A 20,894-nucleotide genomic window follows, 5' to 3' on the forward strand; every position below is an offset into this window, starting at 1 on the left:
CTACACCAGCGAGCGGGAAATGATCTCCTTCATGATCTCGTTGGTACCGGCGTAGATGCGCTGCACCCGCGCGTCGGCCCAGGCGCGTGCGATCGGATACTCCCACATGAAGCCGTAGCCGCCGTGCAGCTGCACGCATTCGTCGAGCACCTTGCACTGCAGATCGGTGGTCCAGTACTTGAGCATCGCCGCAGTCGGCACGTCGAGTTTGCCCTGCAGGTGCAGCTCCAGGCAGCGGTCGATGAATACCCGCCCAACCTGGATTTCCGTGGCCATCTCGGCGAGCTTGAAGCGGGTGTTCTGGAAGTCCGCCACGGCCTTGCCGAATGCCTTGCGCTCGCGGGTGTAGTCCAGCGTCCACTGCAGCGCCGCTTCGGCCGAGGCCAGCGCACCAACGCCGACGGTCAGACGCTCCTGCGGCAGCTCCTGCATCAGGTAGGCGAAGCCCATGCCGGCCTGGCCCAGCAGGTTTTCCTTGGGTACGCGCACGTCCTGGAAGAACAGCTCGGAGGTGTCCTGCGCCTTCATGCCGACCTTCTCCAGGCGCTTGCCCTTGGAGAAGCCCGGCGTGTTGGCCTCCACCAGGAACAGGCTGGTGCCCTTGGCACCCGCCTTGGGGTCGGTCTTGGCCACGACTATCACCAGATCGGCCAGCCAGCCGTTGGTGATGAAGGTCTTCGAGCCATTGATCACGTACTCATCGCCATCGAGCACCGCAGTGGTCTTCACCCCCTGCAGGTCGGAGCCGGCACCCGGCTCGGTCATGGCAATGGCGGTGACCATCTCGCCGCTCACCAGCTTGGGCAGGTAGTACTGTTTCTGCGCCTCGCTGCCGTAATGCAGGATGTAGGGCGCGACGATGTCCGAATGCAGCGAGAAACCGATGCCGGTCAGCCCCAGGCGACCGATCTCCTCGATCACCACGGTGCTGTAGAGGAAGTCGGCCGCCATGCCGCCGTACTCCTCGGGAATGTGCGAACAGAGCAGGCCAGCCTCGCCGGCCTTGGTCCACAGCGCGCGATCTACATGGCCGTCCTTCTCCCACTGCGCATGGAAGGGCACGGCTTCCTGTTCGAGAAACTTGCGCACGCTGTCGCGGAACAGTTCATGGTCGGAGCTGAATATCGTTCTGGGGATCATGGCCTCACCTGCATCTGTCACTGCGTGAAAAGTGGCCTCGACTTTAGCCAAGCAAACGCTTGGTTACACTGGACACAAGCGCCAAAAAATAAGACGATCCAGCCGCCTAGTGACCACTTAGCCTTTATAAAAACAACATATGGTTAATCATCAGTCAGGCGCCTTACGGCGCGTCAGCATTCTCGCCACCGACGGCGTGTTCGCTTCCACCCTCATGCAGGCCAAGGATTTCTTCCACATGGCCGGCATCCGTTACGCCAGGCAGCAGGGCCTTGGCGATCAACCTCCGTTCGAGATTCGGCTGGTCAGCCCCGACGGCCAACCGGTGAACAGCTTCAGCAACGTCCGCGTCCCGGTCGATGGCGGCCTGGAAGCCTGCGACGTGATCATCCTGCCGGCCTTCTGGGACAACTTCGATGCGCTCAGCCGTCGTTACCCGCAGGTGCTGGACTGGCTCAGGCTCCAGCATGCCAGCGGTACGGCGATCTGCGGCGAAGCCAGCGGGGTGTTCTGGATGGCCGAAGCCGGCCTGCTCGACGGCAAGGAGGCGACCACCTACTGGCGCTTCTTCCGCGAGTTCGCCGAGCGCTTCCCCAAGGTGCTGCTGAACCAGGACAAGCACCTGTCCGATGCCGACAACCTGTATTGCGCCGGCGGCGTCACCTCGGCCTGCGATCTCTACATCTACCTGATCGAGCGTTACTGCGGCGCTGGCGTGGCCCAGGGTGTGGCCCGCGACATCCTCTACGAGGTGCAGCGCAGCTATACGCCAGGGCGTATCGGCTTTGGCGGGCAGAAGCTGCATCAGGACGTCACCGTGCTGCAGATTCAGCACTGGCTGGAGGAACACTACGCCGACAAGTTCCGCTTCGAGGACGTGGCCCGCGAGCACGGCATGAGTATCCGCAACTTCATGCGCCGCTTCCAGGGCGCCACCGGCGACAAACCGCTGCACTACCTGCAGCGCCTGCGCATCGAAACCGCCAAGAGCCTGCTCTCCTCCACGCGCAAGAGCATCAAGACCATCAGCTACGAGGTCGGCTACGACGACGCCAGCTTCTTCGCCCGCCTGTTCCGCCAGCACACCGAGCTGTCGCCGAACCAGTACCGCCGACAATTCCAGCAGAAGGACCAGCAGGGCTGAACGCACCAGCCACGGCAGCAAAACGCCAGCCCACCCTTGGTTAGGTTGGCGCATCACCTGCGCGCCCTATGATCGAGGGTGAACATAACAACAACAGGTTCACCGCCATGCGCCGCTTATTGATTGCCCTGCTTGCCACCTGCAGCCTCAGCGCTGCAGCCGCCGATAACTGGAAACCCTTCCCACTCGACCAGAGCGCCTACGACTACAGCGGCGACAGGCTGCGCCAGGCCTGGCCGCAGCTGACCCGCGGTTTCGGCGACTACCCCTTCCCCGACGCCGACTGGGTGGTGCGCATGGCCAGCCAGCATCCGCAGGCTTTGGAAAAGACCGTAACAGCGGGCACCGGCTTTACCGGCCAGCCCGAAGAGGCCGAGCTCTACGCCCAGAAGCTGCAGGACGTCTGGCGCCTGATGTTCCGCGGCGATTTCGCCCAGGCCAAGGAACAGGGCCTGGCGCTGGGCATCGGCGGACAGATACCGGCGATGTTCGCCCAGGTCATCTACGCCATGTTCCTGGTGCCGGACCAGGCCGAGAAGCACCGGCTGCTGGAGGAAGTGATCGCCTACACCGACGAAGCCGGCGAACTGGTGCAGGCCGATACCGTCGCGCAGTTCGGCCGCGTCTACGCCAAGGCGCGCCTGGGCGAGGAGCTGTCGGTGCCGGTGGTGCTCAAGCGCGGCTACACCACGCAGATTCCCAACGAGCTCAAGGCCCTGCTGGCCAAGCAGCCGCAGCAGCCGTTCGCCCTGGCGCTGTATGGCGGTTATGAAGCGGGCGTGATCCGCAAGGTGGGCAAGCTGGTGGGCAAGATGACCTACGGGGTCAGCGCCGACAACATGGAGAAGTACTTCCAGCGCAGCTTCCAGGCCCGCGACGACCTGCCCATCGGCCATTACGAATACGCCAACGCGCTGACCTACGTGTATGGCGACGATGAAGAACAGAAGGTCATCGAGCACCTCGAGCGTGCCGTGGCGATCAAGCCGATCAATGCCATGGAGGCCCTGGAAGTGGCTCATGCGCAGAAGATGCTGGCGCAGTATCGGCAGAAGCTGGCGAAGAACTAGATAGCGCAGCGTGCGCCGTGCGCACCAACAAACAGGCGCCGACGCAGGGCCTTGATAAGGGGGGCTTTGGTGCGCGCGGCGCACCTTACGTGAAGCACGCACCACCCAGGACAGGAAAAAGGCGACCTCGCGGGTCGCCTTTTTCCGGTTCGGCAATGGTCAGGGCCGGTGCGGACGCGAGAGAAACTCGTGCGACTGCATCTCCAGCAGGCGGCTCAGGGTGCGCTGGAATTCGAAGCTCAGGCGGCCACCGGTATACAGGTCCTTGAGCTCCACCTCGGCAGAGATGATCAGCTTGACGTTGCGGTCGTAGAACTCGTCCACCAGGTTGATGAAGCGACGCGCCATGTCGTCCTTGGCCACGCCCATCTGTTCGACATTGGCCAGGATCACCGCGTGGAAGATCTTGCCCAGCTCGATGTAGTCATTCTGGCTACGCGGGCCGTCGCAGAGTTCGCGGAACTCGAACCAGGCCACGTCTTCGCACACGCGCACGGCATTGATCGCGCGGTTCTCGATCATCAGCGCCTCGTTCTCCACCATATGGGTGCAGTCCGGCAGCAGGCTCTGGAAGCTCTTGCGCAGGCTGTCCTCGGCCGCCGGGCCGAGCGGGAAATGGAACAGCTCGGCCTGCTCCAGCGCACGCAGGCGGTAGTCGACGCCGCTGTCGACGTTGACGATGTCGGTGTGCTGCTTGAGCAGGGCGATAGCCGGCAGGAAGCGGGCGCGTTGCAGGCCGTCCTTGTACAGGCCGTCCGGCACGATGTTGGAGGTGGCGACCAGCGACACGCCGTTCTTGAACAGCTCCTCGAGCAGCGTGGCGAGGATCATCGCGTCGGTAATGTCGCTGACGAAGAACTCGTCGAAGCAGATCACCCGTGCCTCGTCGGCGAAGCGCTTGCCGATGATGGTCAGCGGGTTCTTCTCGCCCTTGAGGGTCTTCATCTCCTCGTGCACGCGCTTCATGAAGCGGTGGAAATGGGTGCGCATCTTCTGCTCGAACGGCAGCGCATCGAAGAAGGTGTCGACCAGATAGGTCTTGCCGCGCCCGACGCCGCCCCAGAAGTACAGGCCCTTGACCGGCCCTTGCGGCTTCTTGCCGAACAGCTTGCCCATCAGCCCGGACTTGCCCTGGTCGCGCGCGATCAGATCGTCGTACAGACGCTGCAGGTGGCGGACGGCATTTTCCTGGGCCGCATCATGGAAGAAGTCGGGCCGTTTGAGGTCGGCCTGATAACGCTCTAAGGGGGTCATGATTCGTTAGCCGGGCAAGTAAAAACGGGGGCGTCACTTTAGCGACGCCCCCGTTGGTTGGCAATCGGTGCAAGCTAGGCACACTCCCTCTCCCATTTATGGGAGAGGGTCGGGGAGAGGGCAGGCCGACGACGCGGTGCACCGGACAACCCTCTCCCCCAGCCCCTCTCCCGCAAGCGGGAGAGGGGAGCAAAAGCCTCTTCACCCCTGTGGCGCCAGCGCCTCACGCAGACGGGCGATGGCATCTTCCAGCGCCTGACCATCAGCGAATTCCGGGCTGCTGGCCACGTTCTCGCCATCGATCCATACCGAGAACGCCAGACCTTCGGCGCGCACATCCAGCGGCTCGCCGGATTGCAGGCGTTTGTTGATCATCCCGGCCGACTTGCCATCGGCGAAGGATTTCGACAGCAGCAGTTGCTCGCCATCGGCGTCCAGCAGGCGGAAGCGAAAGCTACCGTCGTCGTCGCGGAAGCTGACGAAGCGTGCGCTCTTGCTGGCCTTCTTCTTCTCGCCGGCAGCCACCTGCACCTGCTCACGGAACGAGCGCAGGCCCACGGCCTCACGCAGCTCGCCGAGGAATGGCGTGGCGATCTTGCGCGCCTTGGCCGCACCGGCGAGGAGGATGTCTTCCAGATCGGCCGGCCGGGCGATCAGCGCATTGTAGCGCTCGCGTGCCTCGCCCAGGGTGTCCTCAAGCAGTTGGTACAGGCGGTTCTTCGCCTCACCCCAGGCCAGGCCGCCCTCCAAGTCAGCGCGGAACTCGGCCTGCTGCGACTGGCTGGCGAAGGCCTGGTACAGGGTGTACAGGTGAGAGCCCTCGGCGTCCTTGGGCTCGTCGGGCAGCCTGGAGTCGGTGACGATGCGCGCCACGGCGTCCTTGAGCTGCTTGGCGCTGCCGAACAGCGGGATGGTGTTGTCGTAGCTCTTGCTCATCTTGCGTCCATCGAGCCCCGGCAGCGTCGCCACCTCCTCCTCGATCACCACCTCGGGCAGCACGAACAGTTCCTTGCCCTTGCCAAACAGGTGGTTGAAACGCTGGCCGATGTCGCGGGCCATTTCCACATGCTGGATCTGATCACGACCGACCGGCACCTTCTGCGCGTTGAACATCAGGATGTCCGCCGCCATCAGTACCGGGTAGCTGAACAGGCCCATGGTCACGCCGGCATCCGGGTCTTCACCGGCTTCGACGTTCTTGTCCACCGAAGCCTTGTAGGCGTGGGCGCGGTTGAGCAGGCCCTTGCCGGCGACACAGGTCAGCAGCCAGCACAGTTCGGGAATCTCGGGAATGTCGGACTGGCGGTAGAAGGTCGCCTTGTCGGTGTCCAGGCCCAGGGCCAGCCAGGTCGCGGCGATTTCCAGACGCGAGCGCTGGATGCGCGCCGGGTCGTCGCACTTTATCAGCGCATGATAGTCGGCAAGGAAATAGAACGAGTCCATCTGCGGGTCACGGCTGGCCGCGATGGCCGGTCGAATGGCACCGGCGTAGTTGCCCAGGTGCGGCGTGCCGGTGGTGGTGATGCCAGTGAGGATACGGGTGGTCATGTTCGGATTCGCTTTGCTTGAACCATCTCGAAGATCACGCGGGCTACAGCCGCGCAATGCCTCGAATGCCGGATTGATCGTAGGGTGCGCCGCGCGCACCAGTATTTGGGTACGCAGGGCGCCCCTGCGCCAGGCTCACAGACGCGGCAGAAGGAGGTCCTTCAGATCGGTCAGTTTGCCGTGAAAGAAGTGGCCGCATTCTGCCACTTTCAGCAGCTCATGGGCACGTCCGAGGTGAGCCGACCAGTCGTAGACCGCCTGCGGTTCGACCACCTCGTCGCTGTCGGGCTGGATCACCACCATCGGGCACTGGCTGGCGGACGGTGTTTCAGCCGTCAGACGATGCACTGCCGGCGCCACCATGAACAGCTTGCTCGGCACCTGGCCACGCGCCTCCAGGCGTGCCCCCAGCGCAGCGGCGACGAAGCCGCCGAAGGAAAAGCCCAGCAGGGTAATCGGCAGATGCGGGTACTTGTCCTGCAACCAGGCGGCCACGGCTTCGGCGTCATCCACCTCGCCCGTGCCCATGTCGTGAGCCCCGGCACTGGCGCCAACACCGCGGTAATTGAAACGCAATGTGTGATAACCACAGTCACGCGCGCTGCGCTGCAGGGTGGACACCACCTTGTTGAGCATGGTGCCGCCCTGTACCGGATTGGGATGACAGACCAGCGCCACACCCTGGGCGTCCGGTACCTCCAGCAGAAGGGCTTCGAGTTGGCCCACCGGGCCTTGAATGAAAAGAGGGGTTTCGCGACTGAGCAACACTGAACTCCGTGACCCCGCAACGGGTCGACTCGTCTAGCAAACTGCCTGTGCGGCAAATGAACCTGTTCAGCGCCTCGAGCGCTCGCGCAATGCAAGGCGAAAACAGGAGAGGAAGCGGAGTGTACTGTTGTACATGAGCATTCCGAACCTGTTTTTAATGCAGCAGGGCCGACGCGCAGTAGACTCTGAGCAGGTTCTGGTCGTATACAGCACAGGCTCAAGCCGCTAACGTAAAGCAAAGCCGTTTTGAGAGGAAGGACTCGTGGAACAGACCGTTACAGCCTGGTTGATACCCGCTCTGACCCTGGTGGTCGGCATCGCCGTGGGCTTTGTGCTCGCCCGCCTGGCCCCCAATGCTGCACCGGGCCGTACACAGCGGCAGATGGATGAAATGCAGGCGCGCTTCGAGGCCTACCAGAACGAAGTGGTGACCCACTTCAACACCACCGCCAGCCTGGTGAAGAAACTCACCCAGAGCTACCAGGATGTGCAGGAACATCTGTCCGACGGTGCCAACCGCCTGGCGCTGGACGAGCTGACCCGTCAGCGCCTGCTGGCTACCCTGAACAGCACCGAAGCCGGCGAGAAGCGCGAGCGCCTGACGCCGCCGAAGAACTACGAAATGCCCAAGGACTATGCGCCGAAGAGCGACGGTCCCGGCATGCTGGACGAGAGCTACGGGCTGAAGAAGTAACCCATCAGGCAGAAACACCGAGCCCCGACATGTCGGGGCTTTTTATTGGGTATCAATTGTAGGAGCGGCCGAGCTCGATCAGTCCCCTCGCCCCTCCGGGGAGAGGGTTAAGGAGAGGGGAGCCAAACGTGTGCAACCTTAAGTGACCAGCATTACCGTATTGCGGGGCTTTTGATTGAGCGTGGTTGCGGGCTACGCGGGACGATAGGAGCGAATTCATTCGCGATCATCGTAAGCCCACATCGCGAATGAATTCGCTCCTACAAAAGACACCCCACAAACGACGAGCCCCGCTACTAGGCGGGGCTCGTTGCAATGCATGTGCTTAGATCGCGCCGCGGCTGCGCAGCAGGTCCAGCACCGCCTTGACGCCCTCCTCGACCGACTGCGTCTGGGTGTCGATCACCAGATCGGCATCCAGCGGCACGTCATAGGGGAAGCCCTCGCCCGGAATATTGTCGCCACCGGCGGCATACAGCCCCTGCGGGTCGCGTTCACGGCAGACCTGCGGCGAGGCCTGCACGTAGACGGTAACCAGGCGTTCACCGCCGATCAGCGCCTTGGCCTGCTCACGACCTTCAGCATCCGGGGCGACGAAGGCGGCCAGGGCGATCATCCCGGCCTCGTTGAACTGACGCGCCACATGGGCGGCGCGGCGCCAGTTCTCGGCGCGGCCGGCGCGATCCTGCGGCAGCCCCTTGTTCAGGTCGTGACGCAGGTTCTGCCCGTCGAGCACGTATACCGCACGGCCCATATCGAACAGCTTGCGTTCCACGGCATAGGCCAGGGTGCTCTTGCCGGCACCGGACAGGCCGCTGAACAGCACGGTGGCCGGCTGCTGGCCGAAGCGTGCGGCGCGCTCCTCGGTCGATACATGCGCCAGACGCCCGTGCTGGCCGCCGCCATGGGCGATCGGGTCGGCGATGATCATGCCGGCGCCGACAGTGCCATTGGTCAGGCGGTCGATGACGATGAAGGCACCGGTGGTGCGGTTGTACTCGTAGCCATCCAGGGCAATCGGCGCGTCCAGGGCGACCTTGACCCGGCCGATTTCGTTGAGCTTCAGCTCGCTGGCCGCGCCCTGCTCCAGGGTGTTGACGTCGACGCGATGAACGATGCTCGGGATCGAGCCCGGCACATAGCTGGTGGCGCGCTTGATGTCGTACTTCTTGCCCGGCAGCATCGGCTCTTCGCCCATCCACACCAGCATGGCCTCGAAACTGTCGGTGACCTGCGGACGATTGTCGGCATGCACCAGCATGTCGCCGCGCGACACGTCGATCTCGTCTTCCAGGGTCAGGGTGATGGCCTGGCCCGGACCGGCGTGCTCCAGCTCGCCCTCGAAGGTGACGATGGACTTGACCCGGCTGGTCTTGCCCGACGGCAGTGCCATCACTTCGTCGCCCTTGCGCACGATGCCGCTGGCCAGGGTGCCGGCGAAGCCGCGGAAGTTCAGATTGGGACGGTTGACGTACTGCACCGGGAAGCGCAGATCGTCGAAGTTGCGATCACCCGCCACCTCCACGGTTTCGAGAATTTCCATCAGCGACTGGCCGTCGTACCAGGGCGAGCGCTCGGACTTGTTGACCACGTTGTCGCCCTTGAGCGCCGACATGGGCACGAAGTGCAGGGTGGTCGGCTTCAGGCCGATCTTGTCGGCGAAGGCCAGGTAGTCGGCCTTGATCTGCTCGAACACGTCCTGATCGAAGTCCTTGAGGTCCATCTTGTTGACCGCGACGACGATATGCTTGATGCCCAGCAGAGAGGCGATGAAGCTGTGGCGCTTGGTCTGGGTCTGCACACCGTAACGGGCGTCGATCAGGATGATCGCCAGGTCACACGTAGATGCCCCAGTGGCCATATTGCGGGTGTACTGCTCATGGCCGGGGGTGTCGGCGATGATGAACTTGCGCTTGGCGGTGCTGAAATAGCGGTAGGCCACGTCGATGGTGATGCCCTGCTCGCGCTCGGCCTGCAGACCGTCGACCAGCAGCGCCAGATCGATGTCATCGCCGGTGGTGCCGACCTTCTTCGAGTCGCGGCTGATGGCCTCCAGATGGTCCTCGTAGATCATCTTGGAGTCGTGCAGCAGGCGCCCGATCAGGGTGCTCTTGCCGTCGTCGACGTTGCCGCAGGTGAGGAAGCGCAGCAGCTCCTTGCGTTCGTGCTGGGCCAGGTAGGCGAGGATGTCCTCGCTGATCAGATCAGACTGGTGACTCATGATGAGGAATCCTTAGAAGTAGCCCTGGCGTTTCTTTTCTTCCATCGAACCGGCGGCGTCGTGGTCGATGACCCGGCCCTGACGTTCGCTGGTCTTGGTCAGGAGCATTTCCTGGATGATGTCCGGCAGGGTCGCCGCGGTGGACTCCACCGCACCGGTCAGCGGGTAACAGCCCAGGGTACGGAAGCGCACCATCTTCTTGTGGATGCTGGCCTTCTGCTCGGGCGTCAGGTAGTTGAGGATGCGCTCGTCATCGATCATCACCAGCGTGCCGTTGAGCTCCACGACTTCACGCTCGGCGGCGAAGTACAGCGGCACGATCGGGATCTGCTCCAGGTAGATGTATTGCCAGATGTCCAGCTCGGTCCAGTTCGACAGCGGGAAGACGCGGATCGACTCGCCCTTCTTGACCTTGCCGTTGTACACGTTCCACAGCTCGGGGCGCTGGTTCTTCGGGTCCCAGCGGTGCTTGCTGTCGCGGAAGGAGTAAACGCGCTCCTTGGCACGCGACTTTTCCTCGTCGCGGCGCGCGCCACCGAAGGCGGCGTCGAAGCCGTACTTGTCCAGCGCCTGCTTGAGGCCCTCGGTCTTCATCACGTCGGTGTGCTTGGCACTGCCGTAGGTGAAGGGGTTCATGTCCTGCGCCACACCATCGGGGTTGATGTGGGTGATCAGCTCCAGGCCCATCTCGCTGACCATCTTCTCGCGGAAGCGGTACATCTCCTGGAATTTCCAGCGGGTGTCGACGTGCAGCACCGGGAAAGGCAGCTTGCCAGGGAAGAACGCCTTGCGGGCCAGATGCAGCATCACGGCTGAATCCTTGCCGATGGAATAGAGCATCACCGGGTTGTCGAATTCGGCGGCCACTTCACGAATGATGTGGATGCTTTCCGCCTCCAACTGCTTCAGATGGGTCAATTTGTCGAGCATGGCTACTCACGGTTTGCTGTTATGGGGCCGGCGGGCCGTGGACGAGCGCGCACTCTATCACAGCACCTGCTTATACTCAGGGCACCGGTTAGATCGAAAAGATCTAGCGTTATAGCTGCAGGAAAGCCCGAATCAGACCGGATTCGGGCAGTCGATGAACAGGTGTTCGAGGGCGAAACGCCGTGCCAGATAATCGCCCAGCGCCTGCACGCCATAACGCTCGGTGGCATGGTGACCGGCGGCGATGAAGCTCACGCCATTCTCACGAGCGCTGTGGAAGGTCTGCTCCGAGGCTTCGCCGGTCAGGTACAGATCGACCCCGGCGGCAATCGCCTGATCGATATAGCCCTGCCCGCCGCCAGTGCACCAGCCGACCCGGCGAATCAGGCCCTCGCCCTCCACCAGCAGCGGCTCGCGCCCCAGCACCTGCTGCACATGGCGGGCAAAATCGATGGCGCTCATCGGTTCTTCCAGCGAGCCGACCAGGCCGACGGTGCGCGGGTTGTCCGGCTCCAGCGGGCCTTCGACGACGATGCCGAGCTGACGCGCCAGCTGCACGTTGTTGCCCACCTCGGGATGCACGTCCAGCGGCAGGTGATAGGCCAGCAGGCTGATATCGTTGGCCAGCAGCGCCTTCAGACGACGCTGCTTCATGCCGGTGACGCAGGGGTTCTCGCCTTTCCAGAAATAGCCGTGATGCACCAGCAGCACATCGGCCTCGGCTTCGATGGCGGCGTCGATCAGCGCCTGGCTGGCGGTAACGCCGCTGACGATGCGACTGACCTGCGGGCGGCCTTCGACCTGCAGGCCATTGGGGCAGTAATCGCTGATGCGCGACGCGGTCAGGAAAGCGTCAGCTTCTTGCACTAGCGTGGACAGGGCAATGGCCATGAAGATTCCTCTCAAGCTTTTGCGGGCCGCTGCCTAATTGGCGAGCACCTCACTATAATGCGCCACCTTAAGGGCCACATTTGGCCCCCGCAACCCTCAGGATTGTCCCGATGCCCCAGGCACTGCGTTTTCTCGGTTGGCCCCTGCTGGTCGGTGTGTTGCTCGCACTGCTGCTGATCCAGCGCTACCCGCAATGGGTAGGCCTGCCAAGCCAGGACGTGCAGCTGGTGCAGGCGCCCATCTACAGTCGCCTGCAGGAAGGCCCGGTGTCCTACGCCGAGGCTGTCGACACCGCATCGCCGGCAGTGGCCAACCTGTACACCACCAAGCTGGTGAGCAAACCGGCGCACCCGCTGTTCGAAGACCCGACGTTCCGCCGCTTCTTCGGCGACAACCTGCCGCGCCAGCAACGCATGGAGTCGAGCCTGGGCTCGGCGGTGCTGATGAGTAAGGACGGCTATCTGCTGACCAACAACCATGTGGTCAGCGGCGCCGACCAGATCGTCGTGGCGCTCAAGGATGGTCGCGAAACCCTGGCGCGGGTGATCGGCAACGATCCGGAAACCGATCTGGCGGTATTGAAGATCGACCTGCCCAATCTGCAGGCGATCACCCTGGGCCGCTCCGACAGCATTCGCATCGGCGATGTCACCCTGGCCATCGGCAACCCCTTCGGCGTCGGCCAGACGGTGACCATGGGCATCATCAGCGCCACCGGGCGCAACCAGCTGGGCCTGAACACCTACGAAGACTTCATTCAGACCGACGCGGCCATCAACCCGGGCAACTCCGGCGGCGCGCTGGTGGACGCCCACGGCAATCTGGTGGGCATCAACACGGCGATCTTCTCCAAATCAGGCGGCTCTCAGGGCATCGGCTTCGCCATTCCGGTGAAGCTGGCGCTGGAGGTGATGCGCGCGATCATCGAGCACGGCCAGGTAATCCGCGGTTACCTGGGCGTCGAGGTGCAACCGCTGACCCCCGAGCTGGCGGAGTCCTTCGGCCTGGAAGGACGCCCCGGCATCGTCGTCGCCGGCGTGTACCGCGACGGCCCGGCGCAGAAGGCCGGTCTGCAGCCCGGCGATCTGATCCTCAGCATCGATGGCGAACCGGCCAGCGACGGCCGCCGTTCGATGAATCAGGTGGCGCGCACCAAGCCGGGCGACAAGATCCGCATCGAGGTGATGCGCAACGGCAAGCCGCTGCAGCTGACCGCCGAGATCGGCATTCGCCCTCCCGTCAACGGTAATTGATCGAAGAGCATTTTCATGTGGGAACTTTTCTCGACTGAGGTTATTGTAATGTTATTACATAAATTACAAGCCTCTGGAGACTTCCCTTGCGCGCCACCATCACCCTGCTTGCCGGCAGCCTGCTAACCCCCTGTATCTTCGCCGCCGAACCTCCGGCACAACTGGCCGACAGCGTCATCAGCGCCCCTGGCGAACAGGCCGACGGCCCGGTGCAGGGCTACCGCGCCAAACGCTCGGCCAGCGCCACCCGCACCGACACGCCGATCAGCGAGATCCCCCAGGCCATCAGCGTGGTGCCGGCTCAGGTGCTGGAAGACCTCGGCAGCAGCCGCATCGACCGCGCCCTGGACTTCGCCGGCGGCGTGTCGCGGCAGAACAACTTCGGCGGCCTGACCTTCCTCAACTACAGCGTGCGCGGCTTCACCACCGGTGAGCTGTACCGCAACGGCTTCGCCATCAACCGCGGCAGCTACAGCTCGCCTGACGCCTCGGCCATCGAACGTCTGGAAGTGCTCAAGGGTCCGGCTGCCGCGCTGTACGGCCGCGGCGATCCGGGCGGGCTGGTCAACATCGTCACCAAGCGCCCGCAGCAGGAGGCCTTCACCCAGTTCAAGGCCAGCGCCGGACGCTGGGATCGCTACCGCAGCAGCCTCAACGTCAATACCCCGCTGAACGATGAAGGCACGCTGCTCTCGCGGGTCAACCTGGCGCTGGAGGACAACGGCAGCTTCCGTGATCACGTCGGCAATCAGCGGCAGATCGTCAACCCGACCCTGACCTGGCAGCTGTCGCCGGACACCCTGCTGATGATCGACAGCGAGTTCTCGCGTACCGATTCGGTGTTCGACCGCGGCATTCCCGCCGTCGACGGCAAGATGGGGGCGGTCAAGCGCTCGACCTTCCTCGGCGAACCCAACGACGGCAAGATCCGCAACGAAAACCAGCTACTGCAGGTCAGTCTCGAACACTACCTGAACGAAGCCTGGAAACTGCGCCTGGCCAGCCATTACAGCCAGGGCACGCTGGACGGCAACAGCTCCGAGCCGTCGCGACTGATCGGCGATCAGGTCACGCGCTTTTACCGCGAGCGCAGCTTCGAATGGAACGACAGCATCACCCAGGCCGAGCTGCACGGCCAGTTCGACCTGGCCGGCTGGCAGCACCAGACGCTGCTGGGCCTGGAGTACGAGAACTACCGCAACAGCCAGAAGTACCCGCAGAGCGTGACCGGCCTGGGCTACGGCCAGAACATCTACAACCCCGTCTATGGCCAGCCCAAACCGCCCATCGTCAATCCCAACGACTTTCACGAGCACACGGAAAGCTACGCCCTCAACCTGCAGGACCAGATCACCTTCAGCGAGCGCTGGAGCGGCCTGCTCGGCGTGCGCCTGGAGCGTTTCGAGCAGACCGCGCGCAACCGCAGCACGCGGGTCAGCAACGAGCAGACCAAGGAGGTCGCCACCCCGCGTGCCGGCGTGCTCTACCAGCTGACGCCGGAAGTTGGCGTGTTCGCCAACGCCTCGATGTCGTTCAAGCCCAACACCATCGGTGCCCAGGGGCAGGTGTTCAAGCCGGAGAAGGGCCTCGGCTACGAGACCGGCCTCAAGCTCGACCTGTTTGATAGTCGCCTCGGCGCCACGGTAGCGCTGTTCCATATCGACAAGGAAAACGTGCTGACCGCTGACCCGAACAATCCCGGCGACAGCATTGCCGCCGGCAAGGCCCGCAGCCAGGGTCTGGACCTGCAGGTCAGCGGTCAGCTCACCGATGCCCTACGGGTGATAGGCGCCTACGCCTACATCGACGCAGAGGTGACCAAGGACAACAGCATCCCCGAGGGCAGCGACCTGCTCGGCATCGCCCGCAACAGCGCCAGCCTGATGGGCGTCTACCAGTTCCAGGGCGGCTCGCTGCAGGGCTCGGAATTCGGCGCCGCAGTCAACTATGTCGGCGACCGCTCCGGGCAGACCGGCAGCAACTTCGAGCTGCCGGCCTACACCACGGTGGATCTGCTGGCCCGCTGGCAGGCCACCAAGGACCTGAGCCTGGGCCTGAACCTCAACAACCTGTTCGATCGCAAGTACTACGAGCGCTCGTTCAACAGCGTCTGGGTAATGCCCGGCGATCCGCGCAACCTCAGCGTCAACCTGACCCTCAACCTGTGAATTGGAGATATTCATGCGCATTCCCGCCTGCCTGCTGCTCGCCGGCCTGTTCGCCAGCAGCGGCGCCCTCGCCCACGGTCTGTGGACCGAAGAGCGTCGCGGCAACATCGAAGTGGTCTACGGCCATGGCGCCGAGGACGACGCCTTCAAGCCGGAGAAGATCAGCGGCGCCTGGGCCTATGACGCCGCCGGCAAGATGATCCCGGTGACCGTCGAGCGCCTGGCCGACCATGCCCGCCTGCAACCCTTGAAGAACCCCGCCGTACTCGGCGTGGCACTGGACAACGGCGCCTGGTCGAAGACCCCGGACGGCCAGTGGGTCAACCAGGGCCGCAGCCAGGTGCCGAACTCGACCCAGTCGCTGCACACCTACAAGTACAGCCTGGCGATCTACGCCGAAGGCGCAAAGCTGCCTGCCTTGGATCAGTTGAAGATGGTCATAGTGCCGGAAGTCGACCCGCTCAAGGTCGGCCCGGGCAAGCCGCTGCCGGTGCGCGTGCTGGTGGACGGCAAGCCGATGGCAGGCGTCGAACTGGTCGGTGACTATCGCGGCGCGCCGCACCAGGTCAGCGCGGTAACCGATGCCGAGGGCCGTGCCCAGGTCACGGTGCGCAACGAGGCGCTGAACATCATCAGCGCCTCGGTCTACGTACCGGTGGAAAACGACCCGAATATCGAGAGCCGCGGCCTGTTCACCTCGCTGACCTTCCTTGGCCAGCCGCACCACGAGTAAGCCCTCGCCGCGTGCCATGGAAAAAGCCGGTGACGCTGACGCGCCACCGGCTTTTTTCGGCCCGCCTGATCAAAGACTTTGCAGAGCGTCCAGCAAGGCCTGGTTCTGCTCCGGCGTACCGATGGTGATACGCAGGAACTGGGCGATGCGCGGCTGCTTGAAGTGGCGCACGATCACGCCCTGCTCGCGCAGGCCGGCTGCCAGCGTTGCAGCATCCTTGCTCGGATGACGGGCGAAGACGAAATTGGCGGCCGACGGCAGCACCTCGAAGCCCAGCCCCTGCAACCCGGCGACCACCCTCTCGCGGCTGGCAATCACCTGCCGGCAGGTCTGCTCGAAATACTCGCGATCCTCGAACGCCGCCGCCGCGCCGGCAATGGCCATGCGATCGAGCGGATAGGAGTTGAAGCTGTTCTTGATCCGCTCCAGCGCTTCGATCAGATCCGGGTGACCGACCGCGATGCCGACGCGCAGACCGGCCAGCGAACGCGACTTGGACAGGGTCTGGGTGACCAGCAGATTCGGGTACTTGTCGACCAGGGCGATGGCACTCTGGCCGCCGAAGTCGATATAGGCCTCATCCACCAGCACCACCGAATCCGGGCTGCCCTGCAAAAGACGCTCGACGGCCTCGAGCGGCAGCAGGCAGCCGGTCGGCGCGTTGGGGTTGGGGAAGATGATGCCGCCATTGGGGCGGGCATAGTCTTCGACGCGAATCTGGAACTGCTCGTCCAGCGGCACCTGCTGGTAATCGATGCCGTACAGACCGCAGTACACCGGATAGAAGCTGTAGCTGATATCCGGGAACAGCAGTGGTGCCTGGTGCTGGAACAGCCCATGGAAGGCGTGCGCCAGCACCTCGTCGGAGCCATTGCCGACGAACACCTGGGCGGTGCTCACGCCGTAGTAGTCGGCCACCGCCTGTTTCAGCCGGTCACCGTTGGGGTCCGGGTACAGGCGCAGGTCGTCGTTGACCTCGGCCTGCATGGCGGCGATGGCCTTGGGCGACGGCCCATAGGGGTTCTCGTTGGTGTTGAGCTTGACCAGCTTGCTCAGCTTGGGCTGCTCGCCTGGCACATAGGGCACCAGGTCCTTGACGAAGGGGCTCCAGAATTTGCTCATCTGCCCTTCTCTCCTCGAATGCGTTGCGTGGGGTGATGGGTATCGCCTCGCTCAGCCTGCGAAGCTCGATCCGTAGGGTGCGCCGTGCGCACCACAACCTTCACAAGGTGCGCTCAGCGCACCCTATCTCACTTGATCCGATACTCGGCGCTACGCGCATGCGCGGTCAGCGATTCGCCGCGCGCCAGCACCGAGGCGCTCTTGCCAAGCTCCGACGCGCCGTCCGGCGAGCAGAAGATGATCGACGAACGCTTCTGGAAGTCGTACACCCCCAGCGGCGAGGAAAAGCGCGCGGTGCCGGAAGTGGGCAGCACGTGGTTGGGGCCGGCCACGTAATCGCCCAGCGCTTCGGCAGTGTAACGGCCCATGAAGATCGCACCGGCATGACGAATCTCGGGCAACCAGGCCTCCGGGTCGGCCACCGACAGCTCCAGATGCTCCGGCGCGATGCGGTTGGCCACCTCGATGGCCTGGGCCATGTCCGCCACCTGAATCAGAGCGCCACGGCCTTCCAGCGAGGTGCGGATGATCTCGGCCCGCTCCATGGTCGGCAGCAGCTTGGCGATGCTTTCGGCAACCTTGTCGAGAAAGGCGGCATCGGGGCTGACCAGAATCGACTGGGCATCCTCGTCGTGCTCGGCCTGGGAGAACAGGTCCATGGCGATCCAGTCCGGATCGGTCTGGCCGTCGCACACCACGAGAATTTCAGAAGGCCCGGCGATCATGTCGATACCGACCTTGCCAAACACGTGGCGCTTGGCGGTGGCCACGTAGATGTTGCCCGGGCCGACGATCTTGTCCACCGGCGGCACGCTCTCGGTGCCATAGGCCAGCGCCGCCACGGCCTGCGCGCCACCGATGGTGAACACGCGATCGACGCCGGCGATGGCGGCGGCAGCCAGGACGATCTCGTTGATCTCGCCGCGCGGGGTCGGCACCACCATGACCACCTCGGGCACGCCGGCGACCTTGGCCGGGATGGCGTTCATCAGCACCGAGGACGGATAGGAGGCCTTGCCGCCCGGCACATACAGGCCGGCGCGGTCCAGCGGCGTGACCTTCTGCCCCAGCACGGTGCCGTCGGCCTCGCTGTAGCGCCAGGAATCCTGCTTCTGCTTCTCGTGGTAACTGCGCACGCGTTCGGCGGCCACTTCAAGGGCCTGGCGCTGCTCAGCGCTGATGCGGGTCAGCGCCAGCTCCAGACGCTCGCGTGGCAGGATCAGGTCGGCCATGCTGGCGACCTCCAGGCCATCGAAGCGCTGGGTGTACTCGACCAGGGCGGCATCGCCACGCTGACGCACGGCCTGGATGATTTCCAGCACGCGCTGGTTGACGCCATCGTCGGACACACTCTCCCAGCTCAGCAGATGATCCAGGTGTCGGGCGAAGTCCTGGTCAGCGGCGTTGAGTCGGCGAACAGCAATGGGAGCGGTCATGGCAAAGCCTCGTGTAATAGCAAATCTCAGGCGCCGCTAGAGTAGCAAGCCCACCGTGCGGGCACCCAAGAAAAATGGCTATGACACGGATAGGCTGCCGCGACCAGAAGTCGCGGAAAGGAGTCAGCCTTGGTGTCGTGCTTCGATGGCGCCACGCAGGGTATCGATCAAGGACTGGATGCGCGCATGCTGCATCTTCATCGAAGCCTTGTTGACGATCAGTCGCGAGCTGATGGTGGCGATCAGTTCCTGCGGCTCCAGGCCGTTGGCACGCAGGGTGTTGCCGGTGTCGACCACGTCGATGATCTTGTCGGCCAGGCCCACCAGCGGCGCCAGTTCCATCGAGCCGTAGAGCTTGATGATGTCGACCTGACGGCCCTGCTCGGCGTAGTAACGCTTGGCGACATTGACGAACTTGGTGGCCACGCGCAGCCGGCCCTTGGGCTCCGGCGCGCCGACCCGGCCTGCGGTCATCAGCTTGCACTTGGCGATCTGCAGATCCAGCGGCTCGTAGATGCCCTGGCCGCCGTATTCCATCAATACGTCCTTGCCGGCCACGCCGAGGTCGGCCGCGCCATGCTCGACATAGGTCGGCACGTCGGTGGCACGCACGATCAAAAGGCGCACGTCATCCTGAGTGGTGGGAATGATCAGCTTGCGGCTCTTGTCCGGGTTATCGGTCGGCTCGATGCCCGCAGCCGCCAGCAACGGCAGGGTGTCATCGAGAATGCGGCCTTTGGACAGGGCGATGGTCAGCATGGAACGGTTTCCTTGAGCGGAAGCGGCCGCCCGAGAGGGGTGGCCACACTATCTGCGATCTCGCGAGCTAGAGTCATGCAAGGCAAAAACAGGCGAGGAAGCGGAGTTTACAAGTTGTAAATGAGCATTCCGAGCCTGTTTTTAACGCAGCAGGACCGACGCGCAGCAGATCGCCATCAACCCGGAACGCGGCGAATCTTGGCGCCGAGCAGCTGCAGCTTCTCCTCGATGCACTCGTAACCACGGTCGATGTGGTAGATGCGGTCGATCAGCGTATCGCCATCGGCCACCAGCGCAGCCAGCACCAGGCTCGCCGAAGCACGCAGGTCGGTGGCCATCACCGGCGCGCCCTTGAGCCTCTCGACGCCGGTGACCACCGCCGTATTGCCTTCGACCAGGATGTTGGCGCCCATGCGCAGCATCTCGTAGACGTGCATGAAACGGTTTTCGAACACGGTCTCGATGATGGTGCCGGTGCCTTCGGCCACGGCATTGAGGGCGATGAACTGCGCCTGCATGTCGGTAGGGAATGCCGGGTACGGCGCGGTACGCAGATTGACGGCCTTCGGACGCTTGCCCTTCATGTCCAGCTCGATCCAGTCCGGACCGGTGGTGATCTCGGCGCCGGCTTCCTGCAGTTTGGCCAGTACGGCCTCCAGGGTCGATGGATCGGCATCCTTGACCTTGACCCGACCACCGGTGACGGCAGCGGCCACCAGGTAGGTGCCGGTTTCGATACGGTCGGGCATCACGTTGAAACGCGCGCCGTGCAGGCGCTCGACGCCATCGATGATGATGGTGTCGGTACCGGCGCCCTGGATCTTCGCGCCCATGGCGATCAGGCAGTTGGCCAGGTCGACCACTTCGGGCTCACGCGCGGCGTTTTCCAGCACGCTGCGGCCCTTGGCCAGGGTCGCGGCCATCATGATGTTCTCGGTACCGGTCACGCTGACCACGTCGAAGAAGAAGTGCGCACCGCGCAGACCGCCTTCCGGCGCCTTGGCCTTGATGTAGCCGCCTTCCACGTCGATCTGCGCGCCCATGGCCTCGAGACCGCGAATATGCAGGTCGACCGGACGCGAGCCGATGGCGCAACCGCCGGGCAGGGCCACTTCGGCCTCGCCGAAACGGGCGACCATCGGGCCGAGCACCAGGATCGAGGCGCGCATGGTCTTCACCAGCTCGTAAGGGGCGACCAGAGTCTTGATCGCGCGGGCGTCGACTTCCACCGCCAGCTTCTCGTCGATCACCGGTTCGATGCCCATGCGACCGAACAGCTCGATCATGGTGGTGATGTCGTGCAGGTGCGGCAGGTTGCAGATGGTGACCGGCGCATCGCCCAGCAGGGTCGCGGCCAGAATCGGCAGCGCAGAGTTCTTCGCACCGGAAATGCGGATTTCGCCATCGAGGCGAGCGCCGCCGGTAATGATCAGTTTGTCCATAGGAGTCTCGTCGCCCGCAGGCTCAGGAACGCGCGGCCCAATCGGCCTGGCTGAAGAATTTCATGGTCACCGCGTGGATGCTGCCATCGGCGATCCAGGCATTGAGGTGGGCATAGATCTGCTGCTGACGCTTGACCGGGCTGAGGGCGGCCAGCTCGTCGCTGATCAGGTTGAGCTGGAAGTTGCAGCCTTCGCCTTCGACTTCCACCTGGGTGTTCGGGAGTTTTTCCTCTAGGAGGCTTTTTACTTCTGCAGCCTGCATGCTCGACCTCGACTGACGCATTCGGGCTACCTACGCCCGCGGGTCGGCCATCATACAAA

Annotated in this window: 18 protein-coding genes; 6 read left to right on the forward strand and 12 right to left on the reverse strand. The window is 63.8% G+C overall.

What is annotated here, in order from left to right; genetic code table 11:
* Positions 1–1,140 (reverse strand): acyl-CoA dehydrogenase family protein, encoded by a 1,140-nt coding sequence (locus BLS61_RS03260; RefSeq protein WP_090427260.1) that lies wholly within the window; start codon positions 1,138–1,140, stop codon positions 1–3.
* A gap of 139 nt (positions 1,141–1,279) precedes the next feature.
* On the opposite strand from BLS61_RS03260, the gene BLS61_RS03265 reads away from it, so the two are divergent.
* Both BLS61_RS03265 and BLS61_RS03270 read left to right on the forward strand, forming a co-directional pair.
* Positions 1,280–2,284, forward strand: coding sequence for a GlxA family transcriptional regulator (locus BLS61_RS03265; protein ID WP_090427263.1), 1,005 nt, complete (start codon positions 1,280–1,282; stop codon positions 2,282–2,284).
* A gap of 107 nt (positions 2,285–2,391) precedes the next feature.
* On the forward strand, positions 2,392–3,354 hold the full coding sequence (locus BLS61_RS03270) for a hypothetical protein (protein ID WP_090428051.1): 963 nt from the start codon (positions 2,392–2,394) through the stop codon (positions 3,352–3,354).
* A gap of 159 nt (positions 3,355–3,513) precedes the next feature.
* Here the strand turns inward: BLS61_RS03270 and zapE are convergent, their stop codons facing one another.
* From zapE to BLS61_RS03285, 3 genes are all read right to left on the reverse strand, one after another.
* Positions 3,514–4,608, reverse strand: coding sequence for a cell division protein ZapE (gene zapE / locus BLS61_RS03275; RefSeq protein WP_090427267.1), 1,095 nt, complete (start codon positions 4,606–4,608; stop codon positions 3,514–3,516).
* A 201-nt stretch (positions 4,609–4,809) separates the two neighbouring features.
* Complete coding sequence (locus BLS61_RS03280) at positions 4,810–6,156, reverse strand: tryptophan--tRNA ligase (protein WP_090427270.1); 1,347 nt, start codon at positions 6,154–6,156, stop codon at positions 4,810–4,812.
* 135 nt (positions 6,157–6,291) lie between these two features.
* A complete protein-coding gene (locus BLS61_RS03285; protein ID WP_090427273.1) occupies positions 6,292–6,921 on the reverse strand; it encodes an alpha/beta hydrolase in 630 nt (209 codons plus the stop codon).
* 265 nt (positions 6,922–7,186) lie between these two features.
* On the opposite strand from BLS61_RS03285, the gene BLS61_RS03290 reads away from it, so the two are divergent.
* Positions 7,187–7,618 (forward strand): Z-ring associated ZapG family protein, encoded by a 432-nt coding sequence (locus BLS61_RS03290; protein ID WP_024307001.1) that lies wholly within the window; start codon positions 7,187–7,189, stop codon positions 7,616–7,618.
* 325 nt (positions 7,619–7,943) lie between these two features.
* Here BLS61_RS03290 and cysN read toward each other — a convergent pair whose 3' ends face one another.
* The 3 genes from cysN to BLS61_RS03305 all read right to left on the reverse strand — a co-directional run bounded on the left by cysN (position 7,944) and on the right by BLS61_RS03305 (position 11,660).
* Positions 7,944–9,839 carry a sulfate adenylyltransferase subunit CysN gene (cysN, locus tag BLS61_RS03295; RefSeq protein WP_090427276.1) on the reverse strand — a complete coding sequence of 632 codons (1,896 nt, stop codon included), beginning with the start codon at positions 9,837–9,839 and terminating at the stop codon, positions 7,944–7,946.
* A gap of 12 nt (positions 9,840–9,851) precedes the next feature.
* The gene (gene cysD, locus BLS61_RS03300) at positions 9,852–10,769 is read right to left on the reverse strand and encodes a sulfate adenylyltransferase subunit CysD (RefSeq protein WP_003242927.1); all 918 of its coding nucleotides are present in this window, start codon (positions 10,767–10,769) and stop codon (positions 9,852–9,854) included.
* Positions 10,770–10,901: 132 nt separating this feature from the next.
* Positions 10,902–11,660 carry a Nif3-like dinuclear metal center hexameric protein gene (locus tag BLS61_RS03305; RefSeq protein ID WP_090427279.1) on the reverse strand — a complete coding sequence of 253 codons (759 nt, stop codon included), beginning with the start codon at positions 11,658–11,660 and terminating at the stop codon, positions 10,902–10,904.
* 110 nt (positions 11,661–11,770) lie between these two features.
* On the opposite strand from BLS61_RS03305, the gene algW reads away from it, so the two are divergent.
* The 3 genes from algW to BLS61_RS03320 all read left to right on the forward strand — a co-directional run bounded on the left by algW (position 11,771) and on the right by BLS61_RS03320 (position 15,814).
* The gene (gene algW, locus BLS61_RS03310; RefSeq protein ID WP_090427284.1) at positions 11,771–12,913 is read left to right on the forward strand and encodes a Do family serine endopeptidase AlgW; all 1,143 of its coding nucleotides are present in this window, start codon (positions 11,771–11,773) and stop codon (positions 12,911–12,913) included.
* 86 nt (positions 12,914–12,999) lie between these two features.
* A complete protein-coding gene (locus BLS61_RS03315) occupies positions 13,000–15,081 on the forward strand; it encodes a TonB-dependent siderophore receptor (protein WP_090427287.1) in 2,082 nt (693 codons plus the stop codon).
* Between the two features lie 13 nt (positions 15,082–15,094).
* On the forward strand, positions 15,095–15,814 hold the full coding sequence (locus BLS61_RS03320) for a DUF4198 domain-containing protein (RefSeq protein WP_090427290.1): 720 nt from the start codon (positions 15,095–15,097) through the stop codon (positions 15,812–15,814).
* A gap of 69 nt (positions 15,815–15,883) precedes the next feature.
* Here the strand turns inward: BLS61_RS03320 and hisC are convergent, their stop codons facing one another.
* The 5 genes from hisC to BLS61_RS03345 form a co-directional block, all read right to left on the reverse strand.
* Entirely contained in the window at positions 15,884–16,936 is a 1,053-nt protein-coding gene (gene hisC / locus BLS61_RS03325; protein ID WP_090427294.1) for a histidinol-phosphate transaminase, read from the reverse strand.
* Between the two features lie 128 nt (positions 16,937–17,064).
* Positions 17,065–18,372 carry a histidinol dehydrogenase gene (gene hisD / locus BLS61_RS03330; RefSeq protein WP_090427299.1) on the reverse strand — a complete coding sequence of 436 codons (1,308 nt, stop codon included), beginning with the start codon at positions 18,370–18,372 and terminating at the stop codon, positions 17,065–17,067.
* A gap of 123 nt (positions 18,373–18,495) precedes the next feature.
* A complete protein-coding gene (gene hisG, locus BLS61_RS03335; protein WP_090427308.1) occupies positions 18,496–19,131 on the reverse strand; it encodes an ATP phosphoribosyltransferase in 636 nt (211 codons plus the stop codon).
* A gap of 176 nt (positions 19,132–19,307) precedes the next feature.
* A complete protein-coding gene (gene murA, locus BLS61_RS03340; protein WP_090427311.1) occupies positions 19,308–20,573 on the reverse strand; it encodes a UDP-N-acetylglucosamine 1-carboxyvinyltransferase in 1,266 nt (421 codons plus the stop codon).
* Positions 20,574–20,595: 22 nt separating this feature from the next.
* Positions 20,596–20,835: a BolA family protein gene (locus BLS61_RS03345; protein ID WP_003459267.1), complete on the reverse strand. Its 240-nt coding sequence runs from the start codon at positions 20,833–20,835 to the stop codon at positions 20,596–20,598.
* Positions 20,836–20,894: the final 59 nt, after the last annotated feature.

Source organism: Ectopseudomonas guguanensis (assembly GCF_900104265.1).
Classification (GTDB): Bacteria; Pseudomonadota; Gammaproteobacteria; order Pseudomonadales; family Pseudomonadaceae; genus Aquipseudomonas; species Aquipseudomonas guguanensis.

Coding starts and splice junctions, on each gene's coding strand:
- BLS61_RS03260 (WP_090427260.1), bottom strand. CDS start 1,140: ATGATCCCCAGAACGATATTCAGCTCCGACCATGAACTGTTCCGCGAC.
- BLS61_RS03265 (WP_090427263.1), top strand. CDS start 1,280: ATGGTTAATCATCAGTCAGGCGCCTTACGGCGCGTCAGCATTCTCGCC.
- BLS61_RS03270 (WP_090428051.1), top strand. CDS start 2,392: ATGCGCCGCTTATTGATTGCCCTGCTTGCCACCTGCAGCCTCAGCGCT.
- zapE (WP_090427267.1), bottom strand. CDS start 4,608: ATGACCCCCTTAGAGCGTTATCAGGCCGACCTCAAACGGCCCGACTTC.
- BLS61_RS03280 (WP_090427270.1), bottom strand. CDS start 6,156: ATGACCACCCGTATCCTCACTGGCATCACCACCACCGGCACGCCGCAC.
- cysN (WP_090427276.1), bottom strand. CDS start 9,839: ATGAGTCACCAGTCTGATCTGATCAGCGAGGACATCCTCGCCTACCTG.
- cysD (WP_003242927.1), bottom strand. CDS start 10,769: ATGCTCGACAAATTGACCCATCTGAAGCAGTTGGAGGCGGAAAGCATC.
- BLS61_RS03305 (WP_090427279.1), bottom strand. CDS start 11,660: ATGGCCATTGCCCTGTCCACGCTAGTGCAAGAAGCTGACGCTTTCCTG.
- algW (WP_090427284.1), top strand. CDS start 11,771: ATGCCCCAGGCACTGCGTTTTCTCGGTTGGCCCCTGCTGGTCGGTGTG.
- BLS61_RS03320 (WP_090427290.1), top strand. CDS start 15,095: ATGCGCATTCCCGCCTGCCTGCTGCTCGCCGGCCTGTTCGCCAGCAGC.
- hisC (WP_090427294.1), bottom strand. CDS start 16,936: ATGAGCAAATTCTGGAGCCCCTTCGTCAAGGACCTGGTGCCCTATGTG.
- hisD (WP_090427299.1), bottom strand. CDS start 18,372: ATGACCGCTCCCATTGCTGTTCGCCGACTCAACGCCGCTGACCAGGAC.
- hisG (WP_090427308.1), bottom strand. CDS start 19,131: ATGCTGACCATCGCCCTGTCCAAAGGCCGCATTCTCGATGACACCCTG.
- murA (WP_090427311.1), bottom strand. CDS start 20,573: ATGGACAAACTGATCATTACCGGCGGCGCTCGCCTCGATGGCGAAATC.
- BLS61_RS03345 (WP_003459267.1), bottom strand. CDS start 20,835: ATGCAGGCTGCAGAAGTAAAAAGCCTCCTAGAGGAAAAACTCCCGAAC.